General features: G+C 55.4%; 16 protein-coding genes and 1 tRNA gene. 6 read left to right on the top strand and 11 right to left on the bottom strand.

All coding sequences use genetic code 11. From position 1 onward, the window contains the following. The first annotated feature begins 9 nt into the window (after positions 1–9). The 3 genes from DXXMK7_RS18515 (at position 10) to DXXMK7_RS18505 (ending at position 2,107) form a co-directional block, all read left to right on the top strand. Positions 10–480: a MarR family winged helix-turn-helix transcriptional regulator gene (locus DXXMK7_RS18515; protein ID WP_038920328.1), complete on the top strand. Its 471-nt coding sequence runs from the start codon at positions 10–12 to the stop codon at positions 478–480. 121 nt (positions 481–601) lie between these two features. Further along, positions 602–1,027, top strand: coding sequence for an organic hydroperoxide resistance protein (locus DXXMK7_RS18510; protein WP_038665340.1), 426 nt, complete (start codon positions 602–604; stop codon positions 1,025–1,027). A 69-nt stretch (positions 1,028–1,096) separates the two neighbouring features. After that, positions 1,097–2,107 carry an alpha/beta hydrolase gene (locus DXXMK7_RS18505; protein ID WP_038920327.1) on the top strand — a complete coding sequence of 337 codons (1,011 nt, stop codon included), beginning with the start codon at positions 1,097–1,099 and terminating at the stop codon, positions 2,105–2,107. Between the two features lie 60 nt (positions 2,108–2,167). On the opposite strand, the gene DXXMK7_RS18500 is transcribed toward DXXMK7_RS18505, so the two are convergent. Genes DXXMK7_RS18500 through DXXMK7_RS18475 form a run of 6 tightly spaced genes read right to left on the bottom strand, consistent with a single transcriptional unit; the run spans position 2,168 to position 7,798 of the window. Continuing rightward, positions 2,168–2,986, bottom strand: coding sequence for an amino acid ABC transporter ATP-binding protein (locus DXXMK7_RS18500; protein WP_038920326.1), 819 nt, complete (start codon positions 2,984–2,986; stop codon positions 2,168–2,170). Between the two features lie 18 nt (positions 2,987–3,004). Then, positions 3,005–3,946 carry an amino acid ABC transporter permease gene (locus DXXMK7_RS18495; RefSeq protein ID WP_038920325.1) on the bottom strand — a complete coding sequence of 314 codons (942 nt, stop codon included), beginning with the start codon at positions 3,944–3,946 and terminating at the stop codon, positions 3,005–3,007. Positions 3,947–3,950: 4 nt separating this feature from the next. Beyond that, positions 3,951–4,481 carry a GNAT family N-acetyltransferase gene (locus DXXMK7_RS18490; RefSeq protein WP_038920324.1) on the bottom strand — a complete coding sequence of 177 codons (531 nt, stop codon included), beginning with the start codon at positions 4,479–4,481 and terminating at the stop codon, positions 3,951–3,953. A 29-nt stretch (positions 4,482–4,510) separates the two neighbouring features. After that, positions 4,511–5,458, bottom strand: coding sequence for an ABC transporter substrate-binding protein (locus DXXMK7_RS18485; RefSeq protein ID WP_082202665.1), 948 nt, complete (start codon positions 5,456–5,458; stop codon positions 4,511–4,513). A 46-nt stretch (positions 5,459–5,504) separates the two neighbouring features. Beyond that, a complete protein-coding gene (locus DXXMK7_RS18480) occupies positions 5,505–6,425 on the bottom strand; it encodes an ABC transporter substrate-binding protein (RefSeq protein WP_038920323.1) in 921 nt (306 codons plus the stop codon). Further along, positions 6,422–7,798: an LLM class flavin-dependent oxidoreductase gene (locus tag DXXMK7_RS18475; RefSeq protein ID WP_038920322.1), complete on the bottom strand. Its 1,377-nt coding sequence runs from the start codon at positions 7,796–7,798 to the stop codon at positions 6,422–6,424. Before DXXMK7_RS18475 ends, DXXMK7_RS18480 begins: the two co-directional genes overlap by 4 nt. A 428-nt stretch (positions 7,799–8,226) precedes the next feature. Here DXXMK7_RS18475 and DXXMK7_RS18470 point away from each other — a divergent pair, with 428 nt between their 5' ends. After that, positions 8,227–9,222, top strand: coding sequence for an LLM class flavin-dependent oxidoreductase (locus tag DXXMK7_RS18470; protein ID WP_038920321.1), 996 nt, complete (start codon positions 8,227–8,229; stop codon positions 9,220–9,222). Here the strand turns inward: DXXMK7_RS18470 and DXXMK7_RS18465 are convergent. Together DXXMK7_RS18465 and DXXMK7_RS22855 are read right to left on the bottom strand one after the other, a co-directional pair. After that, positions 9,206–9,883, bottom strand: a complete 678-nt coding sequence (locus DXXMK7_RS18465; protein ID WP_038920320.1) for a hypothetical protein — start codon at positions 9,881–9,883, stop codon at positions 9,206–9,208. The two genes, DXXMK7_RS18470 and DXXMK7_RS18465, sit on opposite strands and share 17 nt — an antisense overlap. A gap of 434 nt (positions 9,884–10,317) precedes the next feature. Beyond that, positions 10,318–10,488, bottom strand: coding sequence for a hypothetical protein (locus DXXMK7_RS22855; protein WP_157987360.1), 171 nt, complete (start codon positions 10,486–10,488; stop codon positions 10,318–10,320). 87 nt (positions 10,489–10,575) lie between these two features. Here DXXMK7_RS22855 and DXXMK7_RS18460 point away from each other — a divergent pair. Together DXXMK7_RS18460 and DXXMK7_RS18455 are read left to right on the top strand one after the other, a co-directional pair. Next, a tRNA-Gly gene (locus DXXMK7_RS18460) sits at positions 10,576–10,651 on the top strand. A 127-nt stretch (positions 10,652–10,778) separates the two neighbouring features. Continuing rightward, entirely contained in the window at positions 10,779–11,705 is a 927-nt protein-coding gene (locus DXXMK7_RS18455; RefSeq protein ID WP_038920319.1) for a D-2-hydroxyacid dehydrogenase, read from the top strand. A gap of 47 nt (positions 11,706–11,752) precedes the next feature. Here DXXMK7_RS18455 and DXXMK7_RS18450 read toward each other — a convergent pair whose 3' ends face one another. Genes DXXMK7_RS18450 through DXXMK7_RS18440 form a run of 3 tightly spaced genes read right to left on the bottom strand, consistent with a single transcriptional unit; the run spans position 11,753 to position 15,066 of the window. Further along, positions 11,753–12,880 (bottom strand): glycosyltransferase, encoded by a 1,128-nt coding sequence (locus tag DXXMK7_RS18450; RefSeq protein WP_038920317.1) that lies wholly within the window; start codon positions 12,878–12,880, stop codon positions 11,753–11,755. A gap of 51 nt (positions 12,881–12,931) precedes the next feature. Beyond that, entirely contained in the window at positions 12,932–14,131 is a 1,200-nt protein-coding gene (locus DXXMK7_RS18445) for a hypothetical protein (protein ID WP_038920316.1), read from the bottom strand. Further along, on the bottom strand, positions 14,128–15,066 hold the full coding sequence (locus DXXMK7_RS18440) for a GDP-L-fucose synthase (RefSeq protein WP_038665376.1): 939 nt from the start codon (positions 15,064–15,066) through the stop codon (positions 14,128–14,130). Before DXXMK7_RS18440 ends, DXXMK7_RS18445 begins: the two co-directional genes overlap by 4 nt. Positions 15,067–15,076: the final 10 nt, after the last annotated feature.

Raw genomic sequence — 15,076 nt, 5'->3', positions numbered from 1 at the left:
GTGGCGACCATGAACAGAAAAGATACCGACACCAAACCAGCACTGAGTGATGACGCCCTCCGGCTGGACGGCCAACTCTGCTTTGCGCTCTACTCGGCGAATCTGGCGATGAACAAGTTGTATCGCCGCTTGCTGACCGAGTTGAACCTCACCTATCCCCAGTATCTGGTGATGCTGGTGCTGTGGGAGCGCGACGGAATAACGGTATCTGAACTGGGTGAACGTCTGTTTCTGGATTCCGCCACCCTGACGCCGCTGCTCAAGCGCCTGCAAACCGCCGGGCTGGTGACGCGCCGCCGCGGTACTGAAGACGAACGTCAGGTGCTGATTGAGCTGACCGATGACGGTCGTGGATTGCAGAATAAGGCGAAGGCGGTGCCGGAAGGCGTGTTCTGCGCGGCGGAATGTAATATCGAGCAGTTACGCGCTATCAAGACGGATCTGGAAACGCTGCGCGCCAGTCTCATCAGACATATTTGATGATGGAGGTAGCGGGACGCGCGGTTGTTGATTATGTTTTTTTATATCCAATTAAGTAGTGTACGATTTAATTTTTATCGATTTAAATCGCCAACCCAATCCACTCAAAAGGAGTCACACCATGTCTATTGAAAAAGTTCTCTATGTTGCTCATGCCCAGGCTAACGGCGGTCGTGACGGACGTGCGGTCTCTTCCGACCAGCAGCTGGACGTCAAACTGACTACCCCGCGCGAGCTGGGCGGCGCCGGCGGTGAAGGCACCAATCCGGAGCAGCTGTTTGCTGCCGGTTACTCCGCCTGTTTCCTGGGGGCGCTGAAGTTCGTCGGCGCACGCGACAAAGTGTCGATTCCGGCGGCGACCACCATCAATGGCAGCGTGGGGATCGGCGCGATTCCGAACGGTTTCGGCATCGAAGTCGAATTGAAAATCTCTCTGCCGGGTCTGGACCGTGCGGTAGCGGAAGACCTGGTACAGAAAGCGCACATCGTTTGCCCGTACTCCAACGCGACGCGCGGCAACATCGATGTAACACTGACCGTTATCTGAGTCAGTGAGAAGTAAGTGTAAATAAATAAAAAATAAACTCTTTTTCACTTAACACCAGGGTAATTCATCATGAGAAAATGTCTTGTCGCGGCCTTGCTGGCCGCTGTAACGGGAAACGCCTCCGCCGCGGATAACAACGCGCCGTATGCCGAACGTCATGTGCAGGCGTTTCTGGATAAACTGAACGCGGGCGGCGGCAAGCCGATCGAACAGCTGTCGCCGGCGGAAGCGCGCGAAGTGCTGGTGGCGGCGCAGGCGGGCGCGAAACTGCCGGCGGCCGACGTCACCCAGAAAACCATTACCGTCGACGGTCAGAAAATCCCGCTGATCATCGTCAAGCCGGCGGGCAGCACCGGGGTTTTGCCGGTGTTCATGTTCTTCCACGGCGGCGGCTGGATTCTGGGGGATTACCAGACGCACGAGCGTTTCGTGCGGGATCTGGTGGTACAGTCCGGCGCGGCGGCGGTGTTCGTCGATTATTCTCCATCGCCGGAAGTGCATTATCCGGTGGCGATTCGTCAGGCGTATGCCGCGACCCGCTGGGTGGCGGAGCATGGTAAAGACATCGGCGTTGATGGTTCACGACTGGCGCTGGCGGGCAACAGCGTGGGCGGCAACATGGTGGCGGCGGTGGCGCAGCAGGCCAAACAGGCGGGTACGCCGCGTATTCGTTATCAGGTGCTGTTCTGGCCGGTGACCGACGCCAACTTCAACACGGCGTCTTATCAGCAGTTCCAGAATGGCTACTTCCTGAGCCGCAACATGATGAAATGGTTCTGGGACGCCTACACCACCGACAGCAAACAGCGTCGCGATATTCTGGCCTCGCCGCTGCAGGCGACCCGCGAACAACTGACCGGCTTGCCGCCGGCGTTGATTCAAACCGCCGAACTGGACGTGCTGCGCGACGAAGGCGAAGCCTACGGCCGTAAACTGGATGCCGCCGGGGTGGATGTCACCGTCACACGCTATAACGGCATGATCCATGACTTCGGTCTGCTCAATGCGCTGAGCGACGTGCCGGCTACCCGCGCCGCGCTGTTGCAGGCGTCCACCGAACTGCGTGAACGACTGAAATAACCCTCTCTCCCCGGCGTCAGCCGGGGAATCGGGACACAATCTATAGCACCTTGTTTAAAGCTATAGCACCTTGTTTAAAAAGCTGGCGGTGCGCGGATGGGCTGGATGGTTCAGCACCTGATGCGCGTCGCCGCTTTCCACGATTCTGCCGTCCACCATAAACACCACCCGATCCGCTACTTCGCGCGCGAAGCCGATCTCATGGGTAACGATCACCATCGTGACGCCCGATCGCGCCAGATCCTTGATCACGTCCAGCACTTCGCCCACCAGTTCCGGGTCCAGCGCCGAGGTCGGTTCGTCAAACAGCATCACTTTGGGGTTGAGCGCCAGCGCGCGGGCGATGGCGATGCGTTGTTGCTGCCCGCCGGACAGGTGGCGCGGGTAAGCGTTCGCCTTGTGGCGTAATCCGACCCGGTCCAGCAGCGCCAGCGCCACGCTCTGCGCCTGCGCGCGGCGATACAACCGATGTACCCGCGGCGCTTCGATAATGTTCTCCAGCACCGTCAGGTGCGGGAACAGGTTGAAGTTCTGGAATACGTAGCCGACGCCGAGGCGCTGGCGCAGGATCTCCCGTTCTTTCAGTTCGTACAGCGTATCGCCTTCGCGGCGGTAGCCGATGTAGTCGCCGTCGATGCGGATGGTGCCTTCGTCCACCCGCTCCAGATGGTTGATGGCGCGCAGCAAGGTGGATTTGCCGGAACCGGACGGCCCGATAATTACCGTGACCGAGCCGGGCGGCAGCGTCAGGTTGATGTTATCCAGCGCCCGGTGCGCGCCGAACCACTTGCCGACCCCCTGAATATCGATCCGGCCTTGTTCGGTCACGGCGCGTGGCGCGGTACGTGGGATGGAATAGAGATCAATGGCTTCAGACATGGTGCTTCTCCCTGAAAATCAGTGTCGGCGGCGTGCGCTCAGGCGCCGGAATAGCCGTTGCAGCGGATGAGGCGTTATTTCCCGCACCGCGCCGCGGGCGACGTAGCGCTCCACGAAATATTGCAGCACCGACAGTACGCTGGTGATCACCAGATACCAGACGGTGGCGACCATCAGCAGCGGAATCACCTGCTGGGTGCGGTTGTAAATCACCTGCACGGTGTAAAACAGCTCCGGCAGCGCCAGCACGTACACCACCGAGGTGCCTTTGGCCAGGCTGATGATTTCGTTGAAACCGGTCGGCAGAATCGAACGCAGCGCTTGCGGCAGAATAATCCGCCAGGTGCGGCGGTAGCCCGGCAGGCCGAGCGCGGCAGCGGCTTCAAATTGTCCGGCGTCGACGCCGAGGATGCCACCGCGGATGATTTCGGCGGTATAGGCCGATTGCACCAGCGTCAGCCCCAGCACCGCCACGGAGAACGGGCCGAGCACATCAATGGTCGGATAGCGGAAAAACTCGATGGACGTGAAGGGGATGCCCAGCGCCAGCGCGTCGTACAGGTACGAAAAGTTGTAGAGGATAATCAGCACCAGAATCAGCGGCAGCGATCGGAACAGCCAGATGTACAGCCAGGCCAGCGTGCTGAGTAACGTGGACGACGACAGCCGCGCCAGCGCCAGCCCGGTGCCGGCGATAATGCTGAACAGGGTGCCGAGCAGCGTCAGCAGCAGCGTGCGCCCCAGCCCTTCCAGAATCACCGGGTTAAAGAAATAGCTGGCGAACACCGACCATTCCCAGCGGCTGTTGAGCGCCACCGACTCGGCGATGCCGGCGAAAATAAACAGCGAAAACAGCGCGCCTGCGATACGCAGCGGATAACGCGCCGGCACCACGCGCAACGGAGCGGCAGGGATATCGGCCGGGTTCTGGGACAGTGAAGGATGGATGGATTGCGTCATGAGCTTATACCTTTACCCGTTCCTGTTGCGCCGCCCGGTTAGGCACCGGGCCATACAAGGGTTTGCGAAACGGCAAGCGGCCATCGTGCGGCGGCAGACTGTAGTATTCCGGGTCGACCTGGGTATCGAACTGCGGCTGATAGCCTTCGCTCAGGTACAGGCCGACCGCTTCCGGCTGACGGAAACCGGTGGTCAGGAATAAATCCCGGTAGCCCAGCCGACGGGCGTGCTGTTCCAACTCATGCAGCACCCGTTTGGCCAGCCCCTGACGGCGCAGGGTTCTGTCGGTCCAGATCCGTTTGAGTTCAGCGGTGGTGGCGTCGTAGCGCTTGAACGCGCCGGTGGCGATCGGCCGCTCATCACGCAGCAGCACAATGAAGATGCCGTCCGGCTGCAGATAGAGTCCTTCCGGTTCCGGATCCCGATGGGCGAAGTAATCGCCATAGCGCTGGCGGTATTCGGCGAACAGGCCGTCCAGTACCGGTGCAATGCGGGCGTCTTCCGGGTAGGTGATAATAAAGCGTTCGTCAGACATGGTGTCCTCCCTGTTCAGCCGGATACGGGTTACAGCGGCGTGTCGCCCAGGCCCGGCGGGTTGATCTCCGAACGGCTGATGCGTTCCACGCTTTCTCCCCAGCGGTTCAGCACCCGGTCGTACTCGCCGCTCTGAATCACGCCGTTGAGCGCGGTATTGAGGGCGCTTACCAGCCCGTTGCCTTTGCGGGTGGTCACCGCGATGTGCGCCACCTGCGGCCAGCCGCCGTTGACCGTGCCCACCAGCCGGGTTTGGCCGTTCAGCGCCGCTTTGTACGCGCCGGTGACGTTCGGACCGAAGGTGACGTCGGCGCGGCCGGACTGAATGCTCAGGTTGGCGGCGGCGGCATCGGTGACGTAGACCGGCTGAAACGGCGGCAGGCCGGCGGCGTGGTTTTGCTTGTCCCAGTCGAGCAGGATAGCCTCCTGATTGGTGCCGGAGCCGACGATGATCCGCAGCCCGGCGATGTCTTTAGCGCTTTGGATCGATTGGATCTTGCTGCTGGATTTCACGTAGAAGCCCAGCGTATCGGCGCGGTAGGTGGCAAAGTCAAAACGCGCTTTGCGCGCTTTGGTCACCGTCACGTTGGTGATGGCGACATCGTACTTGCCGGAAGCGACGCCCAGCGGCCAATCTTCCCACGACGTCGACACCAGCTTCAGCTCCAGCCCGAGGCTGTCGGCTACCAGCCGGGCGATGTCCGGCTCGCTGCCGATGACGCTTTTGTTGTCGTCCGCCAGAAAGGCCAGCGGCGGCGAGGAACCCAATGCCGCGACCGCGACGGTGAGTTTGCCCGGTTCGACAAAGGTAAATCCGGCCGGAATCTGGGCGATGGCCTGCGGGTTTTTGGGCGCATGGATCGGTTGCTGATTAGCCTGGAGGTCGATGCCGGCGGCGTGTGCGCTGCCGAGCAACAGCCAGCCGCCGAACAGCGTGGCGGCCAGACGGTAAAACGGACGAACGGCGAGAGTCTGCATAGCGTATTCCTTGAACATAAAAAATCGACGGTCGGCGCGAGCCGGGTTATTCGTCCAGACCGCGTGGGTTGACGTCGGAGCGCGTGACTTTTTCGTCATTCTCGCCCCAGCGATCTAGCACCTGCGCGTATTGCCCGCCGGCGATGACGCCGTTGAGCGCGGTGCTGATTGGCTGCGCCAGCCCGTTGCCTTTGCGGGTGGTGACCGCCACCGGCGCCACGGTGGGGCCGATGCCCACCATCCGCGTCTGGCCGGTCAACGCCGCTTTGTAGGCCCCGATGGAATGCGGGCCGAAAAAGGCGTCCACCCGGCCGGACTGAATACTCAGGTTGGCGGCGGCATCGTCGGTCACGTAAATCGGCTGTACCGGCGGCAAGCCCTGAGCGCGATTCTGGCGATCCCAGCCCAGCAGGATGTTTTCCTGATTGGTGCCGGAACCGACGATCACTTTCAGCCCCGCCACGTCCGCCGGCCCGCGAATCGCCTGAATCCGGCTGGTGGATTTGACGTAAAAACCCAGCGTATCCACGCGGTAGGTGGCGAAATCGAATCGCTCCTTGCGCGCTTTGGTCACCGCGATATTGATGATGGCGGCGTCGTAGCGGCCGGAGGCGATACCCAGCGGCCAGTCTTCCCAGGCAGTCGGCACCAGCTTGAGCTTCAGCCCCAGCGCGTCGGCAAGCAGCCGGGCGATGTCCGGATCGCTGCCGATGCGCGTCTTGTTGTCCTCCGCCAGCAGCGCCAGCGGCGGGGAACTGTGGTTGGAGATCGCCACCGTCAGCGTGCCGGGTTCGGCAAAGGTAAACCCGGCCGGGATCTCGGCGATGGCCTGCGGGTTGCCCGGCGCGCGCACCGGCAACTGGTTGGCCTTCAGGTCGATGCGGCCGACGGTGGCGGGTTCGGCGTGCCCGCCGGCGCTGAACAGCAGTGCGGCAAGCAGCAGCGGCGTGGCATGGTGCGCGTTCACTGTGCCGTTTCCTCTGCCGGTTGGTGGGTGGCGGCGTAGCGATTGGTCGGATAATCCAACGCCAGGCTTTCCCGCAGCGTGTAGCCGGGGTACTCCCGGCGGAACAGGCCGCGCTGTTGCAGCAACGGCACCACCTGATCGACAAAGCGGGTGAAGTTGCCCGGCGTGGCGCTCTGGATAATGAAGCCATCGGCGGCGCGCTGTTCAAACCACAGTTGCAACCCGTCCGCCACCTGTTGCGGCGTGCCGCTGAATAGCGGACGCGGGGTGGTGGCTTCCAGCGCCGCCTGACGCAGCGTCAGTCCGCGCTCGCGGGCGTTGCGCTTGATTTCATCGGTGGTGCTGCGAAAACTGTTCTGGCCCAGCGCGCCGATATTCGGGAAGGGTTCATCCAGCGGGTGCTGCGAGAAGTCGTAGTGTTCGAAGTAGCGGCCGAGGTAATTCAGCGCGTCTTCTATGGTCACCAGCGCGGCGGTGTCCTGATACTGGCGTTCCACGTCTTCCGCGCTGTCGCCTACCAGTACGCTGACGCCCTGAAAGATGTGCAACTGGTCTTCGCGTCGCCCTTGTTCCACCAGCTGTTGCTTAACGTCGCGGTAAAACGCCTGCGCTTCCGCCAGCGTGTGCTGGTGGGTGAAGATGGCATCGGCGTGGCTGGCGGCCAGTTTCTTGCCGTCATCCGATGCGCCGGCCTGGAAGATAATCGGGCGGCCCTGCGGCGTGCGGCCGATATTCAGCGGTCCGGCGACCGAGAAAAATTCCCCCTGATGATTCAGGGGGTGTAGTTTCTGCGGGTCGAAGAAGCGGCCGCTGGCCTTGTCGCGGATAAACGCGTCGTCTTCCCAGGAGTCCCACAGTCCTTTCACCACCTGCAAAAATTCATCGGCGATGCGATAGCGCAGGGCGTGTTCCGGGTGCTGGGCGCGCGAGAAGTTTTTCGCCGATCCTTCCAGCGGCGAGGTCACCACGTTCCAGCCGGCGCGACCGTGGCTCAAATGGTCGAGGCTGGCGAACTGCCGCGCGGTGGTGAACGGCTCGCTATAGGAGGTGGACAGGGTGCCGACCAGGCCGATGTGATGGGTTGACGCCGCCAGCGCCGACAGCAGCGTCAGCGGTTCGAACCGGTTGAGAAAGTGGGGAATGGACTTCTCGTTGATGTACAGGCCGTCAGCCACGAAGGCGAAGTCGAATTTCCCCTGTTCGGCTTTTTTCACGGTATCCAGCACAAAACCGAAGTTGATGCTGGCGTCCGGCACCACATTGTTGTGCCGCCAGGCCGACATGTTTCCGGCCGCGCCCTGCAATATCACGCCCAGCCTCAGCTGACGCTGGTCAGGACTCGTCTTTTGTCGGGGAATCGTTTTTTCACTCATCAGCATGCTCCCTACAGCGAAATTTGGCGAAAAGAAACCCGTCTCCGGCACGGATAAAGCGCTGGAGAAACCTCATGTTCAGGTGGTTAATGGAGAGTTAAGAAAACTGAAAAATACTATTGATGAGAGGCTACAGGATGTAAAACAACAAAATTGAATATGACAAAGCAAAAAAACGTCTCAGGGGGTTTTGTGATTTGTTTATTCAGGAATTGAAATTGACGCTTATGGCGTACGCCTATTTTTCGAACGCGAGCAGAATAAAAATTAAGTTAGGAAAGTATGCAGTTCACTACGCTGATTATTGTGATTCTCATTTTATTTATAGTGCGGATTTGTACTAACCAAACCCTGTTTTGTTATTTATGGATTTTTCCAGGCTATGAAAATATGCGGGAAATTTAGGCTGGATCACAGAAGGGAAATATATGAGTTATCGTCTTGGCTTATTGGATCAAAGCCCGATTGCGGAGGGGATGACCGCCGCCGATGCGCTGGCCCGGACCGTCGAGCTGGCCGGCCTCGCCGAAGCGTCGGGGTATTCCCGTTTCTGGGTGTCTGAGCACCACAACTCCGATGCACTGGCGGGATCGTCGCCGGAAGTGTTGATTGCCTGGCTGCTGGCCCATACCCGCCATATCCGGATTGGTTCCGGCGGGGTGATGTTGCAGCACTACAGCCCCTATAAGGTGGCGGAGAATTTCCATGTTCTGTCGTCGCTGGCGCCGGATCGGGTCGATCTGGGCGTCGGCAAAGCGCCGGGCGGTTTTCCCCTGTCGACCCGTGCGCTGCAACAGGAGGTTGACCCGGCGCGTCAGGTGTCGTTTGCCGATAAACTGCGGCAATTGCATGAGCTGCTGGAGCCGGGAGCGACACAGGATGCCGACTTGCGCGCTACGCCGTCGCCACCGGCGCCGCCCACGCGTTTTTTGCTGGGCGCCAGTGCGGAAAGCGCGCGTCTGGCGGCGTCGCTGGGCTGGAATTTTGTGTTCGCCGGGTTTATCCAGCCCAGTGAAGCCCTGTTGACGGAAGCATTGTCGACCTGGCGCGAGTACCAGCCCGAGCAGGCGCAGGCGCTGTTGTCGCTATCGGTGATCGTGGCGGATAGCCATGACGAGGCGAAAGCGCTGGCGGGCGAGCGGTATAACTACAAGGTGTATATCGGGGACCGGGCGCCGCTGAACGTGCTGTCGCAGGAACAGGCGGATACGCTGGTGCAGCAGTCCGGCAGTGCGCAGTTTCGTATCGAGAAGCAGGCGCAGAACATCCTGTATGGCACGGCGGCGGAGGTCCACCGCCAGTTGCAGCACTATCACCAGCGCTTTGGCGTCAGCGAGTTCATTATTCATACCCCGGTTAACGACCCGGCAGCGCGGCTGACGTCAATCAGAGGGTTGGCCGCCGGGCTCAGGGCGCAGGATTGACGGTAGCCGTCGACATTTCCCGTCTGGGGCTGTCCTGCCGGATGGCAAGCAGCATTTCCAGCAGGCTTGGGTAATCAGCCAGACCGGAAAAGTCAAAGGGGTGGGTCCCGTCGCGATTGGGCAGCAGGTGACATTGCAATTCCCGTTCGTAGTAACGCGGGTATTGCGCTTTTTCAATCGCCGACAGCGCCCGGTAGTTTTTCAGAACCTCGGTAAAAAAGCGTATTTGCCACTGAGGATGGCGGTAGTTCAAGCGGGCCTGCGTGACGACGTGCTGTCGCCAGGCTTGATCCTGGGCGTAGGCTTCACTCCAGGCGGCCCGGCGTTCATTCAGGGTAAACACGCCGCTTTCATCGTAGACAATCAGCGATAGTTGCTGGTAAGTCAGGCCGTTGAACGGGTTTGCGCCGTAGTCGTTGACAAAGGCGGAGGCCTGCCGGGCGCGCGCCAGCCGTTCAGGGGCATCGTCAGCGGGTTGCCCGGAGCGGTCATCCTGATAACTATCGTCGTTGTCTATACCGGTGAGCTGGTCGAGCAGCGCACGGGCTTTTTGATGCAATTCCTGACGGCTCAACGCTTCCGCCCGGGCGCTGGCGCGCCTGGCGGCATCATGTAATTGCCGTTCGAGCAGGGAAGAAAAAAATATATTGATATCTGGCATACGCGTTCTCTCCAGAAATGAGCCAGCAACCTGCTTCTCAAAAGCCTGCATAAAAGAAGAATGAAATAGTGGTTGTGGTGTTGTCGAGTAATAACGCTATGTGAAATTAACGGCTTTATTTTTAATTCATGACATCAACAGTGATTGATGCGCCATTAGATGTCGATTTAATTTGCCAGAATGCCAGCGTGTGCTCAATCAGATTTTATATCTACCGCATCTTATTCATTTCACTCGCCAGATATTACCGATAAACCCACGTGATGGCGAGCGTTCTAAAATGACAGTTATTCCACAGCGATATTATGACGCTGCGCAATAGATGGTAATGATTGGAGAAAAACTAAAATACGGAGAGTTGTTGCGCTGAATAACCATCTTGCCTGACAGATGGAAACCGGGAAGGCGTTGGCGTGGCCTCGGCCGCGTCGGTGTCATCCTGAGAACGGCGCCGAGGGCGGGAAAAGGGCGCGGGCGGCATTGCCGCGCTGTATCGCCAGCCGGGGGATGCGCAGTAACGGATTGTCGATATTATAAACAAACGAAACTAAAGGCACGAAAAAACACTTGCCATAGTGGGCGAACCGGTCCATAATCAGCGCCATTCCAAACGCCTTAAAGTGTTAAAGCCTTTTTAATCAGTTGGTTACAAAGAATTAGATGCTTCAAGGCGCTTTGAATAACCATCATACGCGGGAATAGCTCAGTTGGTAGAGCACGACCTTGCCAAGGTCGGGGTCGCGAGTTCGAGTCTCGTTTCCCGCTCCAAGTTTTCTCTCTGTTTTTTCTTATTTTCTTATCGTTTCCCAAACAGCCTCAGTCATAAGCCACTGCTATTTGGCGCTATCTCGATTTCATATATTATCGTCGCATGAGTTTTTCATAGACGACGAACATGACATCCATTCTGCTGTTGGACTCCCGTGCGGATGAGCTACGGGACGTGCTGCGTGAAGCGGCGCCGGACTTACCGTTGCTGATTGGCTCAGGTGAGGTTGCTCAGGCTGCGACCTGTGATATCTGGGTGGGCGAGCCGGATAAGGCTGCCCAGTTGCTGGCTCAGGGGGCGAAACCTCGTTGGTTACAATCGACCTGGGCCGGCTATAAACCTTTACTGGCAGCGGGGTTGCCGCGTGATTATCGGCTGAGCAGGGCTGTCGGGGTGTTTGGGCAGCCTATTGCTGAATACGTGCTGGCCTACTTGTTGCAACATGAGCTTCATTTATCACAACGGTTGCGGAGTCAGCAAAGCGGCGAGTGGAAAAAGATATTGCCGGGGTCGCTGTTCGGGCGTCGGGTGCTGATTGTCGGCGCGGGGGATATTGGCCGGGAGGTGGCGGCTTTTTTGCAGCCTTTTGGCGTGGAACTGTTCGGGGTTGCTTATTCACCGCGAGAGATGCCGATGTTTGCACGGGTAGAAGGGTTGTCATCGCTTGAGCAAGCGGTAGCGTCTGCGGATTACGTCATCAATATTTTGCCGGATACGCCGGCTACAACGGATATCTATCGCGCCGGCGTGTTTGCAGCGATGAAGCCTTCGGCGTTGTTTATCAACGTTGGCCGTGGCACCGCGGTGGTGGATACAGATTTGTGCGCAGCCTTGCACGAGGGGCAGATTGCCGGGGCGGTGCTGGATGTATTTCGGCAGGAGCCTCTGCCGGGCGATCATCCGTTCTGGCGGACACCGAACCTCACCATCACGGCGCATGTCGCCGGGCCGCTGGTACCTGCTCGGCTGGGGAAACTGTTTCTGGACAACCTGCCGCGCTTCCGACAAGGACAGACGTTAGCGGGAGAGGTGGATTTCGATAGAAGTTACTGATGCTAAGGCAGGAAATCAGGCATCCTTGCCGCCGGAAAAGGGGATGACTATACGTGCTCTCTATGCAGAAGCTTTTTGTAAAGATTGACGTAGTCATTCACCATTTTTTCAGCCGTGAATAACTCATGGAATCGTTTTTGGGCGTTTTGGCCCATTTCCTGCGCTTTTTCCGGGTTAATCCACAGATATTCCATTGCTTCACGCAGTTTTGCCGGATCCGATGGCGGCACGACAATTCCGGTTTGTCCATCAATGTTAATAAAAGATGTGCCTGTGCCAATTTCACAAGAAATCAGCGGTTTACCATACATTGCCCCTTCCAGCAGGGTGATTCCAAATGCCTCTGTTCGTAATTGAGACGGAAAAACAATGCCGGAGCACAGCTCAAGTAATGTGTTCTTATCGTTGTCAGGCAGTGCGCCAAGAAAATAGACATTTTCAATGTTTTTTCTTGAGACTTGTTCTTTTAGCTGTTTTTCCTGAGGCCCGGACCCAATAATAACAATGTTTATTTCCGGATTATTTTCTATGGCAGCTAAAAGCGTGCCCAGTCCTTTGTAATACCTTAGATTTCCGATAAAAAGCAGAAAGCGTTCAGGTAGGATTTTCTGCCATTTCAGCTTATTGTCATTATCAATAACCTGATGAGCACGGGAATCAAGCCCAATGGGAATCACCGAGGTTTTATGGCTGAATTTTTGCAGCGTCTCACTTGTTGCCAGATAGTTTGGCGACGTTGCCACAATTGATGTCACCGACTCCAAAAAATTGTACATCAGCGGCTTATACAATTTCAGCAGATACTTTTGTTTCAGGATATCAGAGTGATAGCTGACGACTGTCGGCTTTTTAATTTTGCAGATAAAATGCAGCATATCAGCAAAAGGATAAGGGAAATGGTAGTGAATGATATCTGCGGATTCTGCCAGCTTTTTGAATTTTCTTATAGAGGATAGGGAAAACGGGGTCGAAGATATTTCGAAAAGTTTATGGTCACAGGTAACGTTATGGTGGTGAAACTTTTCTATACCGCTGTCTTTACCAGGAGCAATATATTCAACCGTTGAGTTAACGTCATGATGAGCCGCACCCTCACAAAGCTGAAATATAACCTGCTCAATTCCACCATAAGTATAGGGATAGTAAGTTTTATAAAAATGCAGAACGTTAATCATGTTTTTCCCAGAAGATAACGAGCCGCCTCATAAAGAGACGGCTCTTTCGCTTTATTCTGTTGACAGCTTGATATAAAGCTCAGCCTGAGACTGAAGAGTATATTTCTTCTCTCCAGATGATGGTTTTTTGGGCTTGGCAGGAATAAAACGTGTTGTTTTGGTTGCCAGTTCCAAATAGTTACCGATATCGAATCGAGAATAGTTGCTGTAGTCTGGAATCAGACGGAATAATTCATCAAATGCAAATGACGAAGAACACAGCACTTGTTTGGATACGTCCATACAAATGGAGGCGATACCGGAACCATCCTGGCCGTTTTCCACATATGGCAACCAAACGTAGTCAACCGATCCTGCAAGGTTGATAAAATCTTCGTTATCGTATTCACCCATGAAGAAGACGCGGTCCGCGACTTTATCGCAATGAATCTGATGCTGAAGTGATGAAATGTAATGGTTAACCAGTTCGTTATTCTTGATCGTCTGAGGGTGCTGTCTGCCAAAGATCATTAATTTATAACCTTTCGGCATGCAGGATAACGTCTTGATCGCCATTGAGTGGCCTTTGTATTCATTCACAAAGCCAAACATACCGATGATTTTATCATTCTCACGGAATTTATATTTTACTCTAATCGCCTTCAGGAGATCCGGCGATGTTTCATGTGATTCATCAACGATTTTCAACGGATGTACATGAACGTTATCGTAATTAAAGAATAATTCAATTTGCTCCTTCGCTCTTAAGGTATGAGCGATAATATTGATTCTTCTTTTGATAAGGTTCTTGATAATGGTCGCGTTCAGGCGGGTCGATACATTACGTCTGAGTTCGGCGAAATACATTCTGATGGCTGTTTTGACGCGCAGCTTGAGAGCCTGTTTAATGGCTTCACGCTGTGACGCGCTATCGCTAACCAGTCTTGGGCTATGCAGCGTCACACTGGTGTGCGGGTTGGCGGAAACCAGTTTTAATGTGCGCTTGATGATATCGGACGGGATAGTGCCATAGAGTCCGGCTTCAAACTGAATATTCACACCGTCAAACTGTTTGAGTTTTTCACACAGATCGTCGATATGTTTGTCGGCTTTCTTTCTGATATCAGGGTTAACAGACTGAGTTAACAACAAGTTTAAGCTGAGACACTCAACATGAACGCCAGCATCTGTCATGGAGTCCATTAAAATCTTTGTAAAATAAGCATTGCCACAGCTTTCGGAGAAGCTGGAAATTATAGCTATTTTTTTCATTTTCTTATCCTGGAAACATTGTTCTCATACCAAGAAATTGTATCTGAGATTTGCAGGTTTAAATCAAACTCTGGCTGAAAGCCTGAATCATTCAAGCGTTTTATTGATACACTTCTTTTCGGAATTCCGATCGGAGCATTCGCGTCCCACACTGCCGTTATCTTGTTATCATAATAACGGGCAATCGCGTTAACGATATCTCCCATTGACGTTTCTACGCCGCTGGCAATATTGACCACACCGCTCAGGTTATTCATGACGTGTAGTGCTGCCAGACCAGCCTGCTTATTGTATAAGAAATCTCGTGTCGTTTCAGGTCTACCCCATACTGTCAGTTGATTATCACCGCGTTGCAAACTGTTGTATGTTTTATCGATCAATGAAGGAATGACATGTCCATTGATTGGATCAAACTTATCGTTTGCGCCAAACAGGTTGGTGAACAGGGCATAACAATAATCAACATTATGATACTGGTTCAATATTTTGAGATAGGCCAGGGCATGCCGTTTGGACATGGCATACCCATACTCGCCTCCATGAGGCTCGCCCAACATCAAGTCGTCTTCATCCAATGGTAGCTGAACATACGGGAAAGGATAAGAGGCGACGGTACCAGCAAAGAAGATTTTTTTTACGTTAAACTTATGGCAAGCCAGAATAACGTTCTGGTTGATAATGGTATTGTTGGATATCGATTTTAGCTGGTTATCCAGATTTCCTTTCAAACCGAATACAAGCGATGCCAGATGGAAAACATAATCAGGTTGGTGCTGATTAAAATAATCATCAACACTTTCCTGACTCAGGCAGTTCATCTCATTTCTATTCGGTGTGAGTACATTATCATAACCATTTTTCGCCAGCGCATCGATTAAGCCATATCCTAAGACACCGCCTGCGCCAGTGATTAAAATCTTGCTCTTCCTTTCCATTTATTCACCA

The organism is Dickeya sp. MK7 (genome assembly GCF_000406305.1).
Classification (GTDB): Bacteria; Pseudomonadota; Gammaproteobacteria; order Enterobacterales; family Enterobacteriaceae; genus Dickeya; species Dickeya fangzhongdai.
Note: the sequence above shows the minus strand (reverse complement) of the source record. Positions and strands in the feature narration are given on the sequence as shown.